Annotated in this window: 17 protein-coding genes and 1 tRNA gene; 12 read left to right on the plus strand and 6 right to left on the minus strand. The window is 45.5% G+C overall.

From position 1 onward, the window contains the following. Positions 1 to 82: 82 nt before the first annotated feature. Positions 83 to 167, minus strand: a tRNA-Leu gene (locus MHO32_RS14740). Between the two features lie 176 nt (positions 168 to 343). Further along, positions 344 to 1,009 (minus strand): SDR family NAD(P)-dependent oxidoreductase, encoded by a 666-nt coding sequence (locus MHO32_RS14745; protein WP_101961041.1) that lies wholly within the window; start codon positions 1,007 to 1,009, stop codon positions 344 to 346. Between the two features lie 245 nt (positions 1,010 to 1,254). On the opposite strand from MHO32_RS14745, the gene MHO32_RS14750 reads away from it, so the two are divergent. After that, entirely contained in the window at positions 1,255 to 1,734 is a 480-nt protein-coding gene (locus MHO32_RS14750) for an RDD family protein (protein WP_005448808.1), read from the plus strand. Between the two features lie 73 nt (positions 1,735 to 1,807). Here the strand turns inward: MHO32_RS14750 and lptG are convergent, their stop codons facing one another. Both lptG and lptF read right to left on the minus strand, forming a co-directional pair. Beyond that, positions 1,808 to 2,878, minus strand: a complete 1,071-nt coding sequence (gene lptG / locus MHO32_RS14755; RefSeq protein WP_005441983.1) for an LPS export ABC transporter permease LptG — start codon at positions 2,876 to 2,878, stop codon at positions 1,808 to 1,810. Between the two features lie 3 nt (positions 2,879 to 2,881). Beyond that, positions 2,882 to 3,982, minus strand: coding sequence for an LPS export ABC transporter permease LptF (gene lptF, locus MHO32_RS14760; protein ID WP_005448809.1), 1,101 nt, complete (start codon positions 3,980 to 3,982; stop codon positions 2,882 to 2,884). Positions 3,983 to 4,182: 200 nt separating this feature from the next. Here lptF and pepA point away from each other — a divergent pair, with 200 nt between their 5' ends. The 5 genes from pepA (at position 4,183) to MHO32_RS14785 (ending at position 10,855) form a co-directional block, all read left to right on the plus strand. Then, positions 4,183 to 5,691, plus strand: coding sequence for a leucyl aminopeptidase (gene pepA, locus MHO32_RS14765; RefSeq protein ID WP_005432840.1), 1,509 nt, complete (start codon positions 4,183 to 4,185; stop codon positions 5,689 to 5,691). Positions 5,692 to 5,806: 115 nt separating this feature from the next. Next, complete coding sequence (locus MHO32_RS14770; protein WP_009703970.1) at positions 5,807 to 6,256, plus strand: DNA polymerase III subunit chi; 450 nt, start codon at positions 5,807 to 5,809, stop codon at positions 6,254 to 6,256. 94 nt (positions 6,257 to 6,350) lie between these two features. Further along, on the plus strand, positions 6,351 to 9,209 hold the full coding sequence (locus MHO32_RS14775) for a valine--tRNA ligase (RefSeq protein ID WP_005432830.1): 2,859 nt from the start codon (positions 6,351 to 6,353) through the stop codon (positions 9,207 to 9,209). Positions 9,210 to 9,435: 226 nt separating this feature from the next. Then, positions 9,436 to 9,834, plus strand: a complete 399-nt coding sequence (locus MHO32_RS14780) for a DUF2061 domain-containing protein (RefSeq protein WP_005432839.1) — start codon at positions 9,436 to 9,438, stop codon at positions 9,832 to 9,834. A gap of 115 nt (positions 9,835 to 9,949) precedes the next feature. Further along, a complete protein-coding gene (locus tag MHO32_RS14785; RefSeq protein WP_074050835.1) occupies positions 9,950 to 10,855 on the plus strand; it encodes a bifunctional helix-turn-helix transcriptional regulator/GNAT family N-acetyltransferase in 906 nt (301 codons plus the stop codon). 16 nt (positions 10,856 to 10,871) lie between these two features. Here the strand turns inward: MHO32_RS14785 and MHO32_RS14790 are convergent, their stop codons facing one another. Together MHO32_RS14790 and rraB are read right to left on the minus strand one after the other, a co-directional pair. Next, positions 10,872 to 11,672, minus strand: a complete 801-nt coding sequence (locus MHO32_RS14790; RefSeq protein ID WP_049538237.1) for a glycosyl hydrolase 2 galactose-binding domain-containing protein — start codon at positions 11,670 to 11,672, stop codon at positions 10,872 to 10,874. Positions 11,673 to 11,843: 171 nt separating this feature from the next. Then, complete coding sequence (gene rraB / locus MHO32_RS14795) at positions 11,844 to 12,260, minus strand: ribonuclease E inhibitor RraB (protein ID WP_005432867.1); 417 nt, start codon at positions 12,258 to 12,260, stop codon at positions 11,844 to 11,846. A gap of 584 nt (positions 12,261 to 12,844) precedes the next feature. On the opposite strand from rraB, the gene arcA reads away from it, so the two are divergent. The 6 genes from arcA to MHO32_RS14820 all read left to right on the plus strand — a co-directional run bounded on the left by arcA (position 12,845) and on the right by MHO32_RS14820 (position 17,476). Beyond that, positions 12,845 to 14,065 carry an arginine deiminase gene (arcA, locus tag MHO32_RS14800; protein ID WP_005432859.1) on the plus strand — a complete coding sequence of 407 codons (1,221 nt, stop codon included), beginning with the start codon at positions 12,845 to 12,847 and terminating at the stop codon, positions 14,063 to 14,065. Between the two features lie 157 nt (positions 14,066 to 14,222). Continuing rightward, positions 14,223 to 15,227, plus strand: a complete 1,005-nt coding sequence (locus MHO32_RS14805) for an ornithine carbamoyltransferase (RefSeq protein ID WP_005432863.1) — start codon at positions 14,223 to 14,225, stop codon at positions 15,225 to 15,227. A gap of 69 nt (positions 15,228 to 15,296) precedes the next feature. After that, on the plus strand, positions 15,297 to 15,422 hold the full coding sequence (locus MHO32_RS25830; protein WP_005432831.1) for a hypothetical protein: 126 nt from the start codon (positions 15,297 to 15,299) through the stop codon (positions 15,420 to 15,422). Positions 15,423 to 15,512: 90 nt separating this feature from the next. After that, positions 15,513 to 16,442, plus strand: coding sequence for an aspartate carbamoyltransferase (pyrB, locus tag MHO32_RS14810; protein WP_005432845.1), 930 nt, complete (start codon positions 15,513 to 15,515; stop codon positions 16,440 to 16,442). A gap of 17 nt (positions 16,443 to 16,459) precedes the next feature. After that, positions 16,460 to 16,921, plus strand: coding sequence for an aspartate carbamoyltransferase regulatory subunit (pyrI, locus tag MHO32_RS14815; protein ID WP_005448817.1), 462 nt, complete (start codon positions 16,460 to 16,462; stop codon positions 16,919 to 16,921). Positions 16,922 to 17,086: 165 nt separating this feature from the next. Continuing rightward, positions 17,087 to 17,476, plus strand: a complete 390-nt coding sequence (locus tag MHO32_RS14820) for a RidA family protein (protein ID WP_005432832.1) — start codon at positions 17,087 to 17,089, stop codon at positions 17,474 to 17,476. Positions 17,477 to 17,555: the final 79 nt, after the last annotated feature.

A 17,555-nucleotide genomic window follows, 5' to 3' on the forward strand; every position in this document is an offset into this window, starting at 1 on the left:
TCCTGCCGCCACGCTGGATTTGAATTCACAAACCTCAGATACAACAAAGCCCCGACTTTCGTCGAGGCTCTGTCTTGGAATATGGTACCGGTGGGCGGACTTGAACCGCCACGCCCGAAGGCAACGGATTTTGAATCCGTCGTGTATACCAATTTCACCACACCGGCATCTCTGGGCTATTGCCCTTTGATGGTTGGCATTATACGTAAGCTTTTGACCTGCGCAAGCAGAAAAACCTTAAATAACTATCGTTTGCTGATAATTTCGCCACAAAGTGTGACAAAGGAGATCTCATCTTAGCTCAGTCTGCCATTTTGCTTTGTTGTAATACCACCATTCAGTCCTATAAACGGTTAACGGTAATATCCGAAACGTAACCATTACCGATATTTGATAGCGCACCATGAATCATCCGCGCTGCATCACCTGCGCTCATAAAACTACTGGTGTCTAAAGACTTGCCACTCGTCTCCCAAAACTCAGTCGCCATACCTCCAGGATACACTGCGATAATTTTCATTGGTTTGCCTTTTAATTCCATACGAACGGATTCAATCAAACCTTTGACAGCCCACTTCACCGCACAGTAGGTCGATTCTTGTGCCTTAGGCTGTTGTGCCGCTGTCGACATCACCATCACAACATTTACCGGTCGATCTTGATAACGCTTTACCAACTCTCTTAAGACATGAATTGCTGAAGTGAGATTGTTTTCAATCAGCTTTTGAATCTCTTGCGGGTCTTGCTCGGCTAACAAACCAAAATAACCACTTCCCGCACAATGAATCAGAGTTGAAGGCACTTGAGGCAACTCATCAAACAACTTCTCGACTTGAGATGCGTCGATAAGATCGCAACTTCTTACCTGAGCTTTACTCGAGAGGTGTTGGGCAAGCGTATTTAACTTCTTTTCGCTGCGACCGGTTAACAGTGTTTCTTCGCCTTGAGCATCATACAACTTAGCTAACTGCGCACCTAAGCCACTGCTCGCGCCTGTAATTACGATCATCTTGTACCTCTATCACATCATTCGTAATCTTGTGTTCTAAGCAAAGTAACCCATGTTTGATGCTTTCACAGATTGCATGATAGGAAGTTTGAACTCGGTTACTTTGTTGGATAGTTGATTAGCGATAGAGTCGTATTCAAACTTGTGATTTACCCACAATTGAAGACTCTGTGCGTTAGCTCTCTTTTCACAAGCTAATGGAATCTATATTCTGACGCACAATTTTAAAGGTAAGTGATGGAATTATGACGACTTCTACAACTCTTCCACCAGCGGGCTTTTTCCGTCGACTCGCAGCATTGTTTTACGACACGCTGATCATCCTAGCGATTGAGATGATGGCAGCAGGCGTAGTAATGGCGATTGTTTTTGCGCTTAATGCGGCAGGCTTGCTGAGTTATGGGGAATATGTGGATGCAGCAGATATGCTAGGAAAGCATCCAGTTCTAAGCCCATTGTTCACGCTGTACCTGGCTGTGGTGTGGATCTACTTCTTTGTATTCTTCTGGACCCGCGCAGGACAAACACTGGGCATGCGAGCTTGGAAAATGCAAATTCGTAACAGTAAGGATGGTGCGCCAATTACAGTTACTCAGGCTTTAATTCGTTTAGGTACGTCGGGCTTTGGTTTGGCTAACTTGACTGTGCCAATCGACCCACAAAAACGTGGCTTCCACGACATTTGGGCAAAAACCGAAGTCGTCGTCTTGCCGAAAGCAAAATAGCGAAACCGCGCAAGCAGAATAGAAAAAGGAAGGCACAGTGCCTTCCTTTTTTATGTTTATCGTTTTTGAAAACCTACAGCTTTCTTCTTAGCAAGGATACCGCAATTGCTAGAAACACTAAGCTAGGGGCTAATGCGCCGAACACTGGCGGAATGCCATATACCAAGGTCAGAGGTCCAAAGAACTCACTGGATATGTAGAAGGTAAAACCTGCAACTACCCCTGAGAGCACCCTTGCACCCATGGTGACACTACGCAATGGACCGAAAACAAACGACAACGCCATCAGCATCATTACTGCGATAGAGAGTGGTTGAGATAGCTTGCGCCAAAATGCGAGTTCATAACGCGAAGCATCTTGTTCCGAGGCTTTCAAATAGGTCACATAGTCATATAAGCCACTTAAAGAAAGCTCTTCTGGTTTCACCGTTACCACCGCCAACTTATCTGGTGCTAATGAGGTGTGCCATTCCATCTGCTCTAAATCGCGCTTGGTAATGACGTTTTCATTTTCCATATCGGTGATTTGGACATAACGCATCAACCAGTTGTTATCTTGTTGGTAGTCGACTTCTTCTGCGAAGATAACTTTGTCTAAGTTCTTATCTTCATCGAAACGCCACATGTTCAAGCCGTAGAGTTTGTCATCCTCCACTTTACCGATAAAGATGAAGTCGTTGGCATCACGAGCCCATACCCCAGCCCGCACCGACACAATACTACCGCCAGATAGAGCAAATGCACGTAGGTCACGCGCCATCTTTTGCGCCTCTGGTGCGCCCCATTGACCGAGCGTCATAACGATAAGCATTAAGGGTACTGCGGTTTTAAGTACTGATAAGCCGATATCCAACTTAGAGAAACCCGCGGCTTGCATAACCACAAGTTCAGAACTTGAAGCAAGCATGCCCAAACCAATCAAGGCTCCCAGCAGCGCCGCCATTGGGAAGAACATTTCGATATCGCGAGGAATACTCAGCAAAACAAAGTAAAGCGCGTGCATTAGGTCGTAAGCACCACGACCAACTTTACGCAACTGTTCTACGTACTTGATGATGCCCGACAAGCCGACGAAAGTCGCCAGAACCAAGGCTGTGGTAGAGATAATCGTTCTACCGATGTAAAGGTCTAAGAGTTTGAACACAGCTTACGCGAGCCTCTTCTTGCGGAATTTGTCTTTAATTCGTCGAGCTGGAACACTGTCCATCATGTTAGCCAAGATAGCGACAATCAATAACATGGCATTAATTGGCCACATACCAATAGCAGCAGGAATAGCACCATCTTCTAGCGCGGATTTCGTTGCACTAATCGCAAGGAAGTACGCCAAGTAAATCAAGATAGCCGGCCCCATTTTAGCAAAGCGTCCCTGGCGCGGGTTCACTGCCGACAAAGGAATAACCAGCATCGTTAATAGTGGAATACACACGAACAACGAGATACGCCATTGCAGCTCAGCCTGCGCTTCAGGATCAGGGTGACCAATCAGGTCTGCCGTTGGGTACGCTTCCCAATCACGACCTTTTTGCTTCACTTCACGCTGACCAATCAAACCTTCGTACTGATCGAACTTAGTAACCATGTATTCAACACGAGTCGGCACACCTTCATAGCGCGTACCTTCATGCATAGTGATGATCTGACGCCCATCCGACAGTTCTTTTACTTCACCAGAAGAGGAAAACATCACGCTTGGTAAGATGGAATCACGCGGACGCATCTGTGCTACAAACACATTACTTAACGTGCTGTCTTTGATGTCATCAATAAAGACAACCGAAGAACCATCTGGCGTGCCTTGGAACTGACCTTTCTTCAATAAGTCGACACTGTTTTCTGCCGCGACTTGCTCATAAAGTTGCTCAACACGGTCTTGTGACCAAGGCGATAGCCATAATGCATTGAACGCTGCCACACCCGATGTGATGATCGCCAAGTACAACGCAGCTTGTACCAGGAACTTATTCCCGATACCCGTCGCATTCATCACCACGATTTCACTTTCCGCATATAAACGACCAAATGTGATCAATATGCCGATGTACAAACTTAATGGCAGCATTAATAGCCCCATTGCTGGCATGTTTAAACCAACAACTGAGAAAATTAACCCAGCAGGAATATCCCCGTCCGAAGCATCAGCAAGAACACTGATAAACTTCTGGCTCACAAACACCAAAAAAAGCACGAAGAAAATCGCAAATTGGCTCTTGAGTGTTTCGCGGATCAAATATCTAACAATAATCACGCTGAAATTACCTATACAAAACTTGTTTTTTTGGTCGAATCACTATAGTTTCCCGTTGAACCATTTATTTTTTTAAAAATTATAAACTAGATGTTAGCGCTTAAATCAGCTCTGTTGGTAAGACCTGAGCTTAAATTCAACAAGTAAGCGATCATTATCTAACATTTAGAGCAATTTGTCTTCAGGATGTAGGAGTACGCATGGAGTTCAGTGTTAAAAGTGGCAGTCCAGAGAAACAACGTAGCGCATGTATCGTTGTTGGTGTGTTTGAACCACGTCGCCTTTCTCCAGTAGCCGAGCAACTTGATAAAATCAGTGACGGTTACATCAGTTCACTACTTCGCCGTGGTGATCTAGAGGGTAAACCTGGTCAGATGCTGCTACTGCATCAAGTACCAGGTGTTTTGTCAGAGCGCGTTCTACTCGTAGGTTGTGGTAAAGAACGTGAGCTAGGCGAGCGCCAGTACAAGGAAATCATTCAAAAGACGATCAGCACACTTAACGAAACAGGTTCTATGGAAGCAGTATGTTTCCTAACTGAACTACACGTTAAGGGTCGTGATACTTACTGGAAAGTTCGCCAGGCAGTAGAAGCGACTAAAGATGGTCTTTACACATTCGATCAGTTCAAGAGCGTTAAGCCAGAAACTCGTCGTCCACTGCGTAAGCTAGTATTCAACGTACCAACGCGTCGTGAATTAAACCTAGGCGAGAAAGCAATCACTCACGGTCTAGCTATCGCATCTGGTGTGAAAGCATCAAAAGATCTTGGCAACATGCCACCAAACATCGCAAACCCAGCGTACCTTGCTTCTCAAGCACGTCGCCTTGCTGACGATTACGAAACTGTAACCACCAAGATCATTGGTGAGCAGGAGATGGAAAAACTGGGCATGACATCTTACCTAGCAGTAGGTCGTGGTTCGAAGAACGAATCAATGATGTCGATTATCGAATACAAAGGTAACCCAGAATCAGAAGCAAAACCTATCGTACTAGTCGGCAAAGGTCTGACGTTCGATTCAGGCGGTATCTCTCTAAAACCTGGTGAAGGTATGGATGAGATGAAGTACGACATGTGTGGTGCAGCATCTGTATTCGGTACAATGAAAGCGCTAGCGAAGCTAAACCTACCAATTAACGTTATTGGTGTTCTAGCAGGCTGTGAAAACATGCCAGGCAGCAACGCTTACCGTCCAGGTGATATCCTAACAACCATGTCAGGTCAAACCGTAGAAGTTCTGAACACGGATGCGGAAGGTCGTCTTGTTCTTTGTGACGCACTGACTTACGTAGAGCGTTTCGAACCAGACTGTGTAGTAGACGTTGCAACGCTAACTGGTGCTTGTGTTATCGCACTAGGCCACCATATTAGCGGCGTAATTTCTAACCACAACCCACTTTCTCATGAGCTAGTAAACGCTTCTGAGCAAGCAAGTGACCGTGCATGGCGTCTACCAATGGCAGACGAGTACCACGAACAATTGAAGAGCCCGTTTGCTGATATGGCAAACATCGGTGGTCGTCCTGCTGGTACTATCACTGCGGGTTGCTTCCTGTCTAAGTTTGCTAAAAAGTACAACTGGGCACACGTCGATATCGCAGGTACTGCGTGGAAATCAGGCGCAGCGAAAGGCTCAACGGGTCGTCCTGTCTCAATGCTTGTCCAATTCCTTTTGAACCGCAGCGGCCAAGAGACAGAAGAGTAATTTCTGAACAACATCTAAAAGGGCCGCAAGGCCCTTTTTTATTACCTCGATTTTCTTGATTGAAAATCGGATTTAAGATGGTCTTAGGAAGAGACCAACGGCAAGCGAGAGAATGATGCAAACTGCAACCTTCTACATCATTAACGAAGAGAGCCCACAAGCAACGGTGACTGGCTTTGAGGAATACATCGTGTTTTTGGCTCAGCACTTTGCTCGCCAAGGCGCAAAAGTGTATCTGAACTGCCAAGACAAACCGCACGCCGAGCAGCTCGCCGAAGCCTTTTGGCAAATTGATGCAGACAAGTTCATGGCACATAATCTTGTAGGCGAAGGACCGAAATACGCCACCAATATTGAAATCGGCCATGAAGGTGTAAAACCTAATTGGAATCGTCAGCTGGTAATTAATTTGGCGGAAAATGAGACAACCTTTGCGAACAAGTTTGCTCAAGTGGTAGACTTCGTGCCTTGCGAAGAAAAAGCTAAACAGCTCGCAAGAGAAAGGTATAAAATTTACCGTCAGGCAGGTTATCAACTGCAAACGATCGAAATTCAATATCCTTAACGGTCAATCCTTATAGTTAAGCTCTCCACTCAGAGAGTTCACTTATAAAGATTGACTTAGATTCAACCATCAACGTATCCATTAAAAGAGCGCTATGGAAAAGACATACAACCCAACTTCAATCGAACAAGCTCTGTATCAGACTTGGGAAGAGAAAGGCTACTTTAAGCCACACGGTGACACTACTAAAGAATCATACAGCATCATGATCCCGCCACCGAACGTCACTGGTAGCCTACACATGGGCCACGCGTTCCAAGATACGATCATGGATACGCTTATCCGTTGTGAGCGCATGAAGGGTAAAAACACTCTTTGGCAAGTAGGTACGGACCACGCAGGTATCGCAACTCAGATGGTTGTTGAGCGTAAGATCGCTGCAGAAGAAGGCAAAACAAAACACGATTACGGTCGTGAAGCTTTCATCGACAAAATCTGGGAATGGAAAGGCGAATCTGGCGGCACTATCACTAAGCAGCTTCGTCGTCTTGGCGCATCTGTAGACTGGGATCGTGAGCGCTTTACGATGGACGATGGTCTATCTAACGCTGTTCAAGAAGTGTTCGTACGTCTATACGAAGACGATCTAATCTACCGCGGTAAGCGTCTAGTTAACTGGGATCCAAAGCTACACACAGCGATTTCAGATCTAGAAGTAGAGAACAAAGACACTAAAGGCAACATGTGGCACTTCCGCTACCCACTAGCAGATGGCGTTAAAACAGCAGATGGCAAAGACTACATCGTTGTTGCAACGACTCGTCCAGAGACCATGCTAGGCGATACTGGTGTTGCAGTTAACCCGGAAGATCCACGTTACAAAGATCTTATCGGTAAAGAAATCATCCTTCCTATCGTTGATCGTCGCATCCCAATCGTGGGCGATGAGCACGCAGATATGGAAAAAGGTACTGGCTGTGTGAAAATCACACCTGCGCACGACTTCAACGACTACGAAGTTGGTAAGCGCCACCAGCTACCAATGATCAACATTCTGACTTTCGACGCGAACATCCGTGACGCTTCTGAAGTATTCAACACCAACGGCGAAGCAAGCGACGCTTACAGCACTGAGCTACCAGCTAAGTACCACGGTATGGAACGTTTTGCTGCTCGTAAAGCTATCGTTGCTGAATTCGACGAGCTAGGTCTACTTGAAGAAGTGAAAGATCACGATCTACAAGTTCCTTACGGCGACCGTGGTGGCGTGGTTATCGAACCAATGCTAACTGACCAATGGTACGTACGTACTGCGCCTCTAGCGAAAACAGCGGTTGAAGCAGTAGAAAACGGCGACATCCAATTCGTTCCTAAGCAATACGAAAACATGTACTTCTCTTGGATGCGTGACGTTCAAGACTGGTGTATCTCTCGTCAGCTATGGTGGGGTCACCGCATCCCAGCTTGGTACGACAACCAAGGCAACGTTTACGTAGGTCGTGACGAAGAAGAAGTTCGTAAGAACAACAACCTAGAGTCAGTCATTGAACTTCACCAAGACGAAGACGTACTGGATACATGGTTCTCTTCTGCACTATGGACGTTCGGTACTCAAGGTTGGCCAGAGCAAACTGACGATCTGAAAGTATTCCACCCTTCAGACGTACTAGTAACTGGTTTCGACATCATCTTCTTCTGGGTTGCGCGCATGATCATGATGACCATGCACTTCGTGAAAGACGAAAACGGCAAACCACAAGTACCATTTAAGACAGTTTACGTTACTGGTCTAATCCGTGACGAAAACGGCGACAAGATGTCTAAGTCGAAAGGTAACGTACTTGACCCAATCGACATGATCGATGGTATCGACCTAGAGTCTCTAGTAGAGAAGCGTTGTGGCAACATGATGCAGCCTCAGCTAGCGAAGAAGATCGAGAAGAACACTCGTAAGACGTTTGAAAACGGTATCGAAGCATACGGTACAGACGCACTACGTTTCACTCTTGCAGCAATGGCATCAACAGGTCGCGATATCAACTGGGATATGAAGCGTCTTGAGGGTTACCGTAACTTCTGTAACAAACTATGGAACGCAAGCCGTTACGTAATGATGAACACAGAAGAGCAAGATTGTGGCTTCAACGGTGGTGAGATTGAATACTCACTAGCGGACAAGTGGATCGAGTCTCAGTTTGAACTTGCAGCGAAAGCGTTCAACAACCATATCGACAACTTCCGTCTAGATATGGCGTCTAACACGCTTTACGAATTCATCTGGAACCAATTCTGTGACTGGTACCTAGAGCTAACTAAACCAGTTCTATGGAAAGGTACTGAAGCGCAACAGCGTGGTACTCGCCGCACACTAATCACGGTTCTTGAGAAGACTCTACGTCTAGCTCACCCAGTGATTCCTTACATCACTGAAACTATCTGGCAAAGCATCAAGCCACTAGTTGAAGGTGTAGAAGGCGAGACAATCATGCTGCAAGCACTGCCTCAATTCGACGAAGCAAACTTCAACCAAGAAGCGCTAGACGATATTGAATGGGTGAAAGCGTTCATTACCAGCATCCGTAACCTACGTGCTGAATACGACATCAACCCAGGTAAGCCGCTTGACGTTATGCTGAAAGCTGCAAACGCAGAAGACGCAGCGCGTCTAGAAGCAAACAAACAAGTACTGATGTCTCTAGCGAAACTAGAATCTGTACGCGTACTTGCTGCTGACGAAGAAACGCCAGCGTGTGCAACAGCATTGGTTGCTAAGTCTGAGCTGATGATCCCAATGGCGGGTCTGATCGACAAAGACGCTGAGCTTGCTCGTCTAGATGGCGAAATCAAGAAAACTCACGGCGAAATCAAGCGTATCGAAGGCAAACTAGGTAACGAAGGCTTCGTAGCGAAAGCTCCTGAAGCAGTTGTTGCTAAAGAGCGTGAGAAACTTGAAGGCTACAAAGAGACGCTAGCTAAGCTAGAAGAGCAGAAGACAACGATCGCTGCACTTTAATCGCTAAAGACTAGAGTAAAAGAATCAAAGGGTTGGTGTGAAAGCATCAACCCTTTTTGCATTTTATCGCTAGGAAAGCTTTCAAAGATATTCGCTCTTCTCTCCTACTTCCCCTCCTATTTAATAGTTTTTACCTATCAAACTAATCTTAACTGCCCATTAGATTTAATGATAATAATTCTCAATAATAGACCTATCGAAACAACACAACGATTGAGTAATTATCATGAAAAAGACACTAACCTTTGCAGCACTCCATTTTACTATCGCGTTTAGTGTCGCTTACGTGCTTACTGGCGACATTCTAATTGGTAGTTTAATTGCCATGATTGAGCCTTCAGTGAACACCGTCGCTTTCTACTTTCATGAAAAGGCATGGGCAAAAGTCCCAGCGCTTAAAGCTCGTCAGTGGATGACCAAATTAAAAACCGCAAGCTTTGCCACTATCCACTTCAGTGTTGCGTTTAGCGTGGTTTACTTACTAACAGGTGATGCGTTTGTCGGCGGTATTATGGCGATGCTAGAGCCAAGCTTGAACACAGTGGCTTACTACTTCCACGAGAAAGTATGGATGCGTAAATCAGATAACCAAGCACCACAATTTTGTCTACACCAACACGCTTAAACATGGAGGCTCAATACGCCTCCTAACAAGCAAAATAACATTTACCATTGACAAAGTTGCGCACCGCAATTAATTTAATTGCGGTGCGCAACTTTGTTTCCAGAGGTAAGTGATTATGAATGCTCGTCAACTCCGACACTACTCCCGTCAAGCCGTCCGATTGCTTGGTATGCTCGATAAACAATGCGGCGATGTCGCTCTCACTCCAGTACAAGCGCACGCATTAGGTGAAATCCAGCTGCAGCCGTTAACCATCAATCAATTGGCACAGCAGCTTAATGTCGACAAGTCCAATGCGAGCCGAACCGTTACTGGTCTGATTAAATTAGGCTTGGTTGAGAGCATCGAAAACCCAAAAGACAAACGTAGCCAACTTGTCGGGCTTACAGAACAAGGGCAACAGGCGTTATCGCAACTAGACCAGCAGCAAAACAGCTTCTTTGAACAACTGCTTACCCAACTCGATGACAGCGAGCAAGAGCAACTCAAACTTGGTCTAGAGACTTACCTAAAAGGGCTAACGAAAGTGTGCCAGGCTGAGGAATACGTTCTTCGACCTCTTACCAAAGCAGATAACTCGCAAGTTGCGGACGTGATTCGTAAAGTCTCTGCAGAATACGGTTTAACCGCAGATAAAGGTTATGGTGTGGCAGATCCAACGCTTGATGACATGTACTCGGTTTACGACCAGCAAGGCGCAGCCTACTGGGTAGTCGAGTACCAAGGCGAGATTGTGGGTGGCGGCGGCTTTGCCCCTTTAGCTGGTGAGCCAAATGTGTGTGAGCTGCAAAAGATGTACTTCTTACCTCAAACGCGAGGACACGGCTTAGCTAAACGCATCGTCGCATTGAGCTTACAGCTAGCGAAACAGTTTGGGTATCAGCAGTGCTATTTAGAAACGACAGAATGTCTAAGAGAAGCGGTAGGCTTGTATGAAAAGCTAGGCTTTGAGCATCTCGATGCCCCGCTAGGACAAACAGGGCATGATGCATGTGAAGTCGTGATGCTTAAGACGTTATAGCGTTTTATCCCCAAACTTAAAGTACAAGATGGGTAACACAGAGCTCTTGGCTAAGTGCCACTGTAAATGCTTGGCGTTGCCCATCCAACTCCACGACGAGTTCGTAGAGATCTTTTGGATCGGGATCATTAAGATCGGCATACTTTGGCGCTTCGATCTGGAATAAAGCACTCGCATGATCCGCTCGGACATCAATAGGAATATGGTAAGTCATCCCATTAAACTTAACCGATGCTGATACTAAACCCGGCGCAAAAGTTTGGTAGTACAAATCCACCTTAAACTCACAACCACCACCGTGGTGCCAAATCTGCTCGGTTGCTACACGGTCTAAACGCACATTGCGAATGAACTGTAGATACGGCTCTTGCCATACCCCCAAGCGCTCATCACTCTTTTGGTATTCATGATCCGCAAGTGAGCACAACTCTGGCTTATCTTCATCGAGTAGAAGATCTTCTTCTTCCTCAAGGAACAGAATCTCAAAACGGTTACGCCCCATCTGCATGAACGGACGAATGTCTTTCTTGTACACGCTTTGTGAGCCATCACAGTCGAACAATGCAACTCCATTTAAACGCACTTCAGCATGGAAATCCACACCACCCAACACCATTTCTACCGCTGGGAATGCCATCATGGATTCATCCACTTCGATGTCATGCATCAGGTGCCACTCTTGCTGACGAATTGCTTCTTCTGTCAGCTCAGCAGGCAATACCTGACTCAAAGGAGCAGGGAAAGTAATGTCATCCTGTGGGATAGAAAGGTCCGTCAGTGGAGAGACTTGCCATAAACCGGCGAGTGAGAGTTGCATAGTTACCTTGAGCTAGATCAATTTTCACGCATTATATACACAAGTAACTTAGGGTTACAGGCAATAAGCACACAAACTCAATGAGAATTATTTATCGTTACCTGCGGTTATCATTTTCAGGGCACAAAAAAGCCAGCGATAAACGCTGGCTTCTTAGATTGAATAAGAGGATTACTCTTCGTCTTCATCATCTTCTTCAGGGTAAAGCGCATCTTCGCCTTCGTAGTAAGTACCCCAACCGTCATAAATGATGTCGTATTTTTCTGCCAGATGAACCAGTTTCTCAACCTGAGCATCAATTGCTTCTGCGTTTAGTGCAGATTCCATTGTTGCATCACAGCAAAGTAGTTTGTTGCCGTCTTCATCTTCTGTTTCTTCAGCTTCAAGAACTTCAAAGCCCATCTTGAACGCTTCAACAACCGCTTTTTCTAGCGTATCGAAGTCTTCAGCAAATAGGTGGTGCTCGATTTCGTATAGTGAATCTGGATCGCTGCCATCTTCTAGCAATGCTGCAATGATATCGCGAGTCTCTTCCTTTTGAATCTCAATTAATTCTTCTACTGATAGATATTCATCTTCGTGAGACATGTTTTGGCTCCAGATTAGTTACTTGATGGAAACACTATACTCTAAACTGAGTACGTTAATGCGGTGAAATATGGCACGGATTGCGATGAAAAGCCACAAACAAACACCAAACTGCGGTGATTCTTGATGATAATTTTTACTCACAAATCTAAACCTCGCTCACAGAAACAAAAAATTAACAAAAACGGCTAATCTTTAATATTCAGAAGATCCTAATTGAGCCTGAGACGAGTAATTTTAGGCTTGTTTGCGTGTTTATGATCTTGGAGTGAATACAGCAACGGCTCGGTAATTCTGACCTAACGAATAAAAGAAAGCCAAAAACTGCATATTTCAGAATGGTTATGCACGTTTTATGCACTTTTGATGTATGACTTCTTTCTCAAACGAAAAAGAATAAAAACGCACTTTTTAAAACTCATGAACAAACAACAAAATATAGAATTAAAATACAACAAGGAAGCATTTACAAAATATAACGCCAAAAAATTATATTTTTGCAATATATAAGCAAAGTTCTAAGACTTGCATCTTTGCACCAAGCTTGTCATAACTAACGGCTGGAATATTTGTAAGGATGCAAAATGAGTAAGCTGTACGTTGGATCAGAAGTTGGTCAACTAAGACGAGTTCTATTAAACCGCCCAGAGCGCGCCCTCACCCACCTAACGCCATCGAACTGCCATGAGCTACTGTTTGATGACGTATTAGCGGTAGAAGCGGCGGGTGAAGAACACGACGCGTTTGCGCGCACACTGCGTGAACAAGATGTCGAAGTACTACTGCTTCATGATCTGCTGGTTGAAACCCTTGCGGTTCCAGAAGCAAAACAATGGTTGTTGAATACTCAGATCTCTGACTTCCGTTACGGTCCGACTTTCGCTCGTGATTTACGTCAGTACTTCGCAGAGATGGACGATGAGCACTTAGCAAGCATTCTCCTTGGCGGCTTGGCTTACTCGGAACTGCCAATCAAATCTTCATCAATGTTGCCGAAGATGAAGCGCCCACTGGACTTCGTGATCGAACCTCTGCCTAACCACCTCTTTACCCGTGACACGTCATGCTGGGTATACGGCGGCGTTTCTCTTAACCCAATGATGATGCCTGCACGTCAACGCGAAACCAACCATCTGCGTGCGATTTATCGCTGGCACCCAACCTTCGCTGGTCAAGACTTCATTAACTACTTTGGTGATGAAGACCAGCACTACGACAATGCCAACGTTGAAGGTGGTGATGTACTGGTTATCGGTAAAGGTGCGGTTCTGATTGGTATGTCTGAGCGCACAACCCCACAAGGTGTAGAAAACTTAGCGGCAAGCCTGTTTAAATCTGGTCAGGCGAAAGAAGTGATTGCTATCGACCTACCAAAACACCGCTCGTGTATGCACCTTGATACGGTCATGACGCATATGGATGTGGATACTTTCTCGGTATACCCAGAAATCATGCGTAAAGATTTAGATACTTGGCGCCTAACACCTAAAGGCAACGGTGAAATGCATGTCGAAGCATCACACAACTATCTGCATGCCATCGAATCGGCACTTGGTTTAGATCAATTGAAGATCATCACAACGGGTGGTGACAGCTACGAAGCTGAACGAGAGCAATGGAACGATGCCAACAACGTACTGACGGTGAAACCTGGTGTTGTGATTGGTTACGAACGTAACGTCTACACTAACGAGAAGTACGACAAAGCTGGTATTGAAGTCCTGACTATTCCGGGTAACGAGCTTGGTCGCGGTCGTGGTGGTGCACGTTGTATGAGCTGCCCAATCGAACGTGACGATATTTGAGAAATCTCTCCCACCAAATAAAACCAATTGAGACTAAGGTTGATGTGAATGCATCAACCTTTTTTTGTTTTTAATTAAAATAATTATTCACAATAAAAGCATTTATATGTTTTAATGCTTTTATTCTTTATCAACCAAACGACCTAAGGGACGAGCTATGGCTTTCAATCTACGTAATCGCAACTTTTTGAAGCTATTGGACTTCTCAACTAAAGAGATCCAGTTTTTGCTCGAACTGTCTGCAGAGCTGAAAAAAGCTAAATATGCAGGAACAGAGCAGAAGAAACTTCAAGGTAAAAACATCGCACTAATCTTTGAGAAATCTTCTACTCGTACCCGATGTGCGTTTGAAGTCGCGGCCTTTGACCAAGGCGCTCAAGTCTCTTACATCGGTCCTTCTGGCTCGCAGATCGGTCATAAAGAATCGATGAAAGACACCGCTCGTGTTCTTGGTCGTATGTACGATGGCATCGAATACCGTGGCTTTGGTCAATCCATTGTTGAAGAGCTTGGTACTTATGCTGGTGTACCTGTCTGGAATGGTTTAACGGATGAGTTCCACCCTACCCAAATCCTTGCAGACTTCCTGACCATGCAAGAGCACGGACGTGGGAAACAACTGCATGAAATGACGTTTGCCTACCTTGGTGATGCTCGCAATAACATGGGGAATTCACTCATGGTTGGCGCAGCAAAAATGGGCATGGACATCCGCCTTGTAGCGCCAAAAGCGTTCTGGCCAGAAGAAGCATTAGTGGCAACTTGCCAAGAAATTGCCCAACAAACCGGCGCGAAAATCACGCTGACTGAGAACGTTGAAGAAGGCGTTAAAGGCTGTGACTTCTTATATACCGACGTTTGGGTATCGATGGGTGAGTCGGCTGAAGCTTGGGATGAGCGTGTTGCGCTGATGACACCTTACCAAATCAATATGGATGTGATTAAGCAAACGGGTAACCCTCATGTGAAGTTCATGCACTGCCTGCCAGCTTTCCACAACGATGAAACAACTGTGGGTAAAGAGGTCGCGGAGAAATACGGTATGAAAGGGCTTGAAGTAACCGAAGAGGTGTTTGAATCTGAATACTCTATCGTATTCGACGAAGCCGAGAACCGCATGCACACCATCAAAGCCGTGATGGTTGCGACATTAGGCAGCTAAACCATAGCATTAAAAATGGTAACAAAAACCATGATGTAATCGCTTGCGCTCACGAAAGTTAAGCGTATAATGCTCGGCAATTTGTCTGAGGATTACGAAATGACCACGCCGATTGCTGACGTAAAAACGCGATTTGCTCTAGCTAAGCGACTACGCTTACGTGCTGTTATTTTCGTTAATTCTATTGAATTTTAAAACCTCCCCAATTGGGGAGGTTTTTTTATGCCTAAAATTCCATCGCGGTGAATTTTGGGGATAGTCACCACTGTTATAGGGAAGAAGATCATGGCGAACTCGCTTTACCAGAAGCACATCATCTCTATTCCAGAGCTTTCACGTGAAGAACTGGAACTGATTGTAGAAACTGCAGGTCAGCTAAAAAAAGAACCTCGTCCAGAACTGATTAAAAACAAGGTTGTAGCAAGCTGTTTCTTTGAGCCATCCACACGTACTCGCCTGTCATTCGAGACAGCAATTCAACGTATCGGTGGCGATGTTATTGGTTTTGATAACGGTGGTAACACCTCTCTGGCGAAAAAAGGCGAGACGCTATCTGACTCAGTTCAAGTTATCTCTTCTTACGTCGATGCATTCGTGATGCGCCACCCTCAAGAAGGCGCAGCGCGCTTAGCGTCTGAGTTCTCTAACGGCGTACCAGTTATCAACGCAGGTGACGGCGCAAACCAACACCCAACGCAAACGCTACTCGACCTATACACCATCGCGGAAACGCAAGGTCGTCTAGACAACCTAAACGTTGCGTTTGTTGGTGACCTAAAATACGGTCGCACCGTGCACTCGTTGACTCAAGCATTGGCAAAGTTCAATAACATTCGCTTCTTCTTTGTTGCACCAGAAGCACTCGCAATGCCAGATTACATCTGTGAAGAGCTAGATGAAGCAGGCATTCAATACAGCCTACACACAGACATGGAAAGCGTGATTCCTGAGCTCGACATTCTGTACATGACTCGCGTACAAAAAGAGCGCTTTGATGAATCCGAATACGCGCACATCAAATCAGCTTACATCCTAACGGCGGCACTACTAGAAGGTGCACGTGAAAACTTGAAAGTACTGCACCCACTGCCACGCGTGGATGAAATCACCACAGACGTCGACGTCACACCACACGCTTACTACTTCCAACAAGCAGAAAACGGCGTTTACGCGCGCCAAGCGTTGTTGGCACTGGTTCTTAACGAAACACTGTAATCGAGGGAGAAAAAGACATGGCTAAAGAAACTCAATTGCAGGTTGAAGCAATCAAAAACGGCACAGTAATCGACCACATCCCAGCACAAATTGGTATCAAAGTGTTGAAGCTGTTCGATATGCACAACTCTTCTCAACGTGTCACCATCGGTCTGAATCTGCCTTCATCTGCACTCGGTCATAAAGACCTACTCAAGATTGAAAACGTGTTCATCAACGAAGAGCAGGCAAGTAAACTAGCACTGTACGCACCACACGCGACCGTTAACCAAATCGAAAACTACGAAGTAGTGAAGAAGCTAGCGCTAGAACTCCCTGAGCGAATCAACAACGTGTTTGAGTGTCCGAACAGCAACTGTATTACACACAACGAACCGGTTGCGAGCAGCTTCCAGGTGTTCGAGAAGAAGGAAGAAATCCGTCTGAAGTGTAAATACTGTGAGAAAGTTTTCGCACGTGAGATCGTAACTGAGCGTTAATTTTCTGCTCCGATTCTTGCTAACGATAAATTGACTGATACCCCGCCAATGCGGGGTATTTTGCACTTTACGTGCTTCATGTTTAAAGGCACACTGCTTATTCTTAAGAACACTCAAGATGCTTGAGTAAACTCTTTATTCCCCTAAACAGATGGAACAATTCAAATGACGAAAGTACTTCACACTGAGTCTGCACCAGCAGCAATCGGTCCTTACGTTCAAGGCGTAGATCTAGGCAACATGGTTCTAACTTCTGGCCAAATCCCAGTAAACCCAGCGACAGGTGAAGTGTCTGCAGACATCGCAGAGCAAGCTCGTCAATCTCTAGAGAACGTAAAAGCAGTTGTGGAAGCATCAGGTCTTAAGGTTACTGATATCGTTAAAATGACAGTATTCGTGAAAGACCTAAACGACTTCGGTACTGTGAACGAAGTTTACGGCAAGTTTTTCGATGAGCACGAAGTAGCAAACTACCCTGCACGTTCTTGTGTAGAAGTAGCTCGCCTGCCTAAAGATGTCGGTATCGAGATTGAAGCAATCGCAGTTCGCAAATAATTGCCCTTGCTGACAAGCATAAAAAAACGGGTAGCTCAAGCTACCCGTTTTTTATTGTCTTTTTGCGATGATATCGCCG

Source organism: Vibrio sp. MMH1-50 (genome assembly GCF_022347645.1).
Lineage (GTDB): Bacteria > Pseudomonadota > Gammaproteobacteria > Enterobacterales > Vibrionaceae > Vibrio > Vibrio harveyi.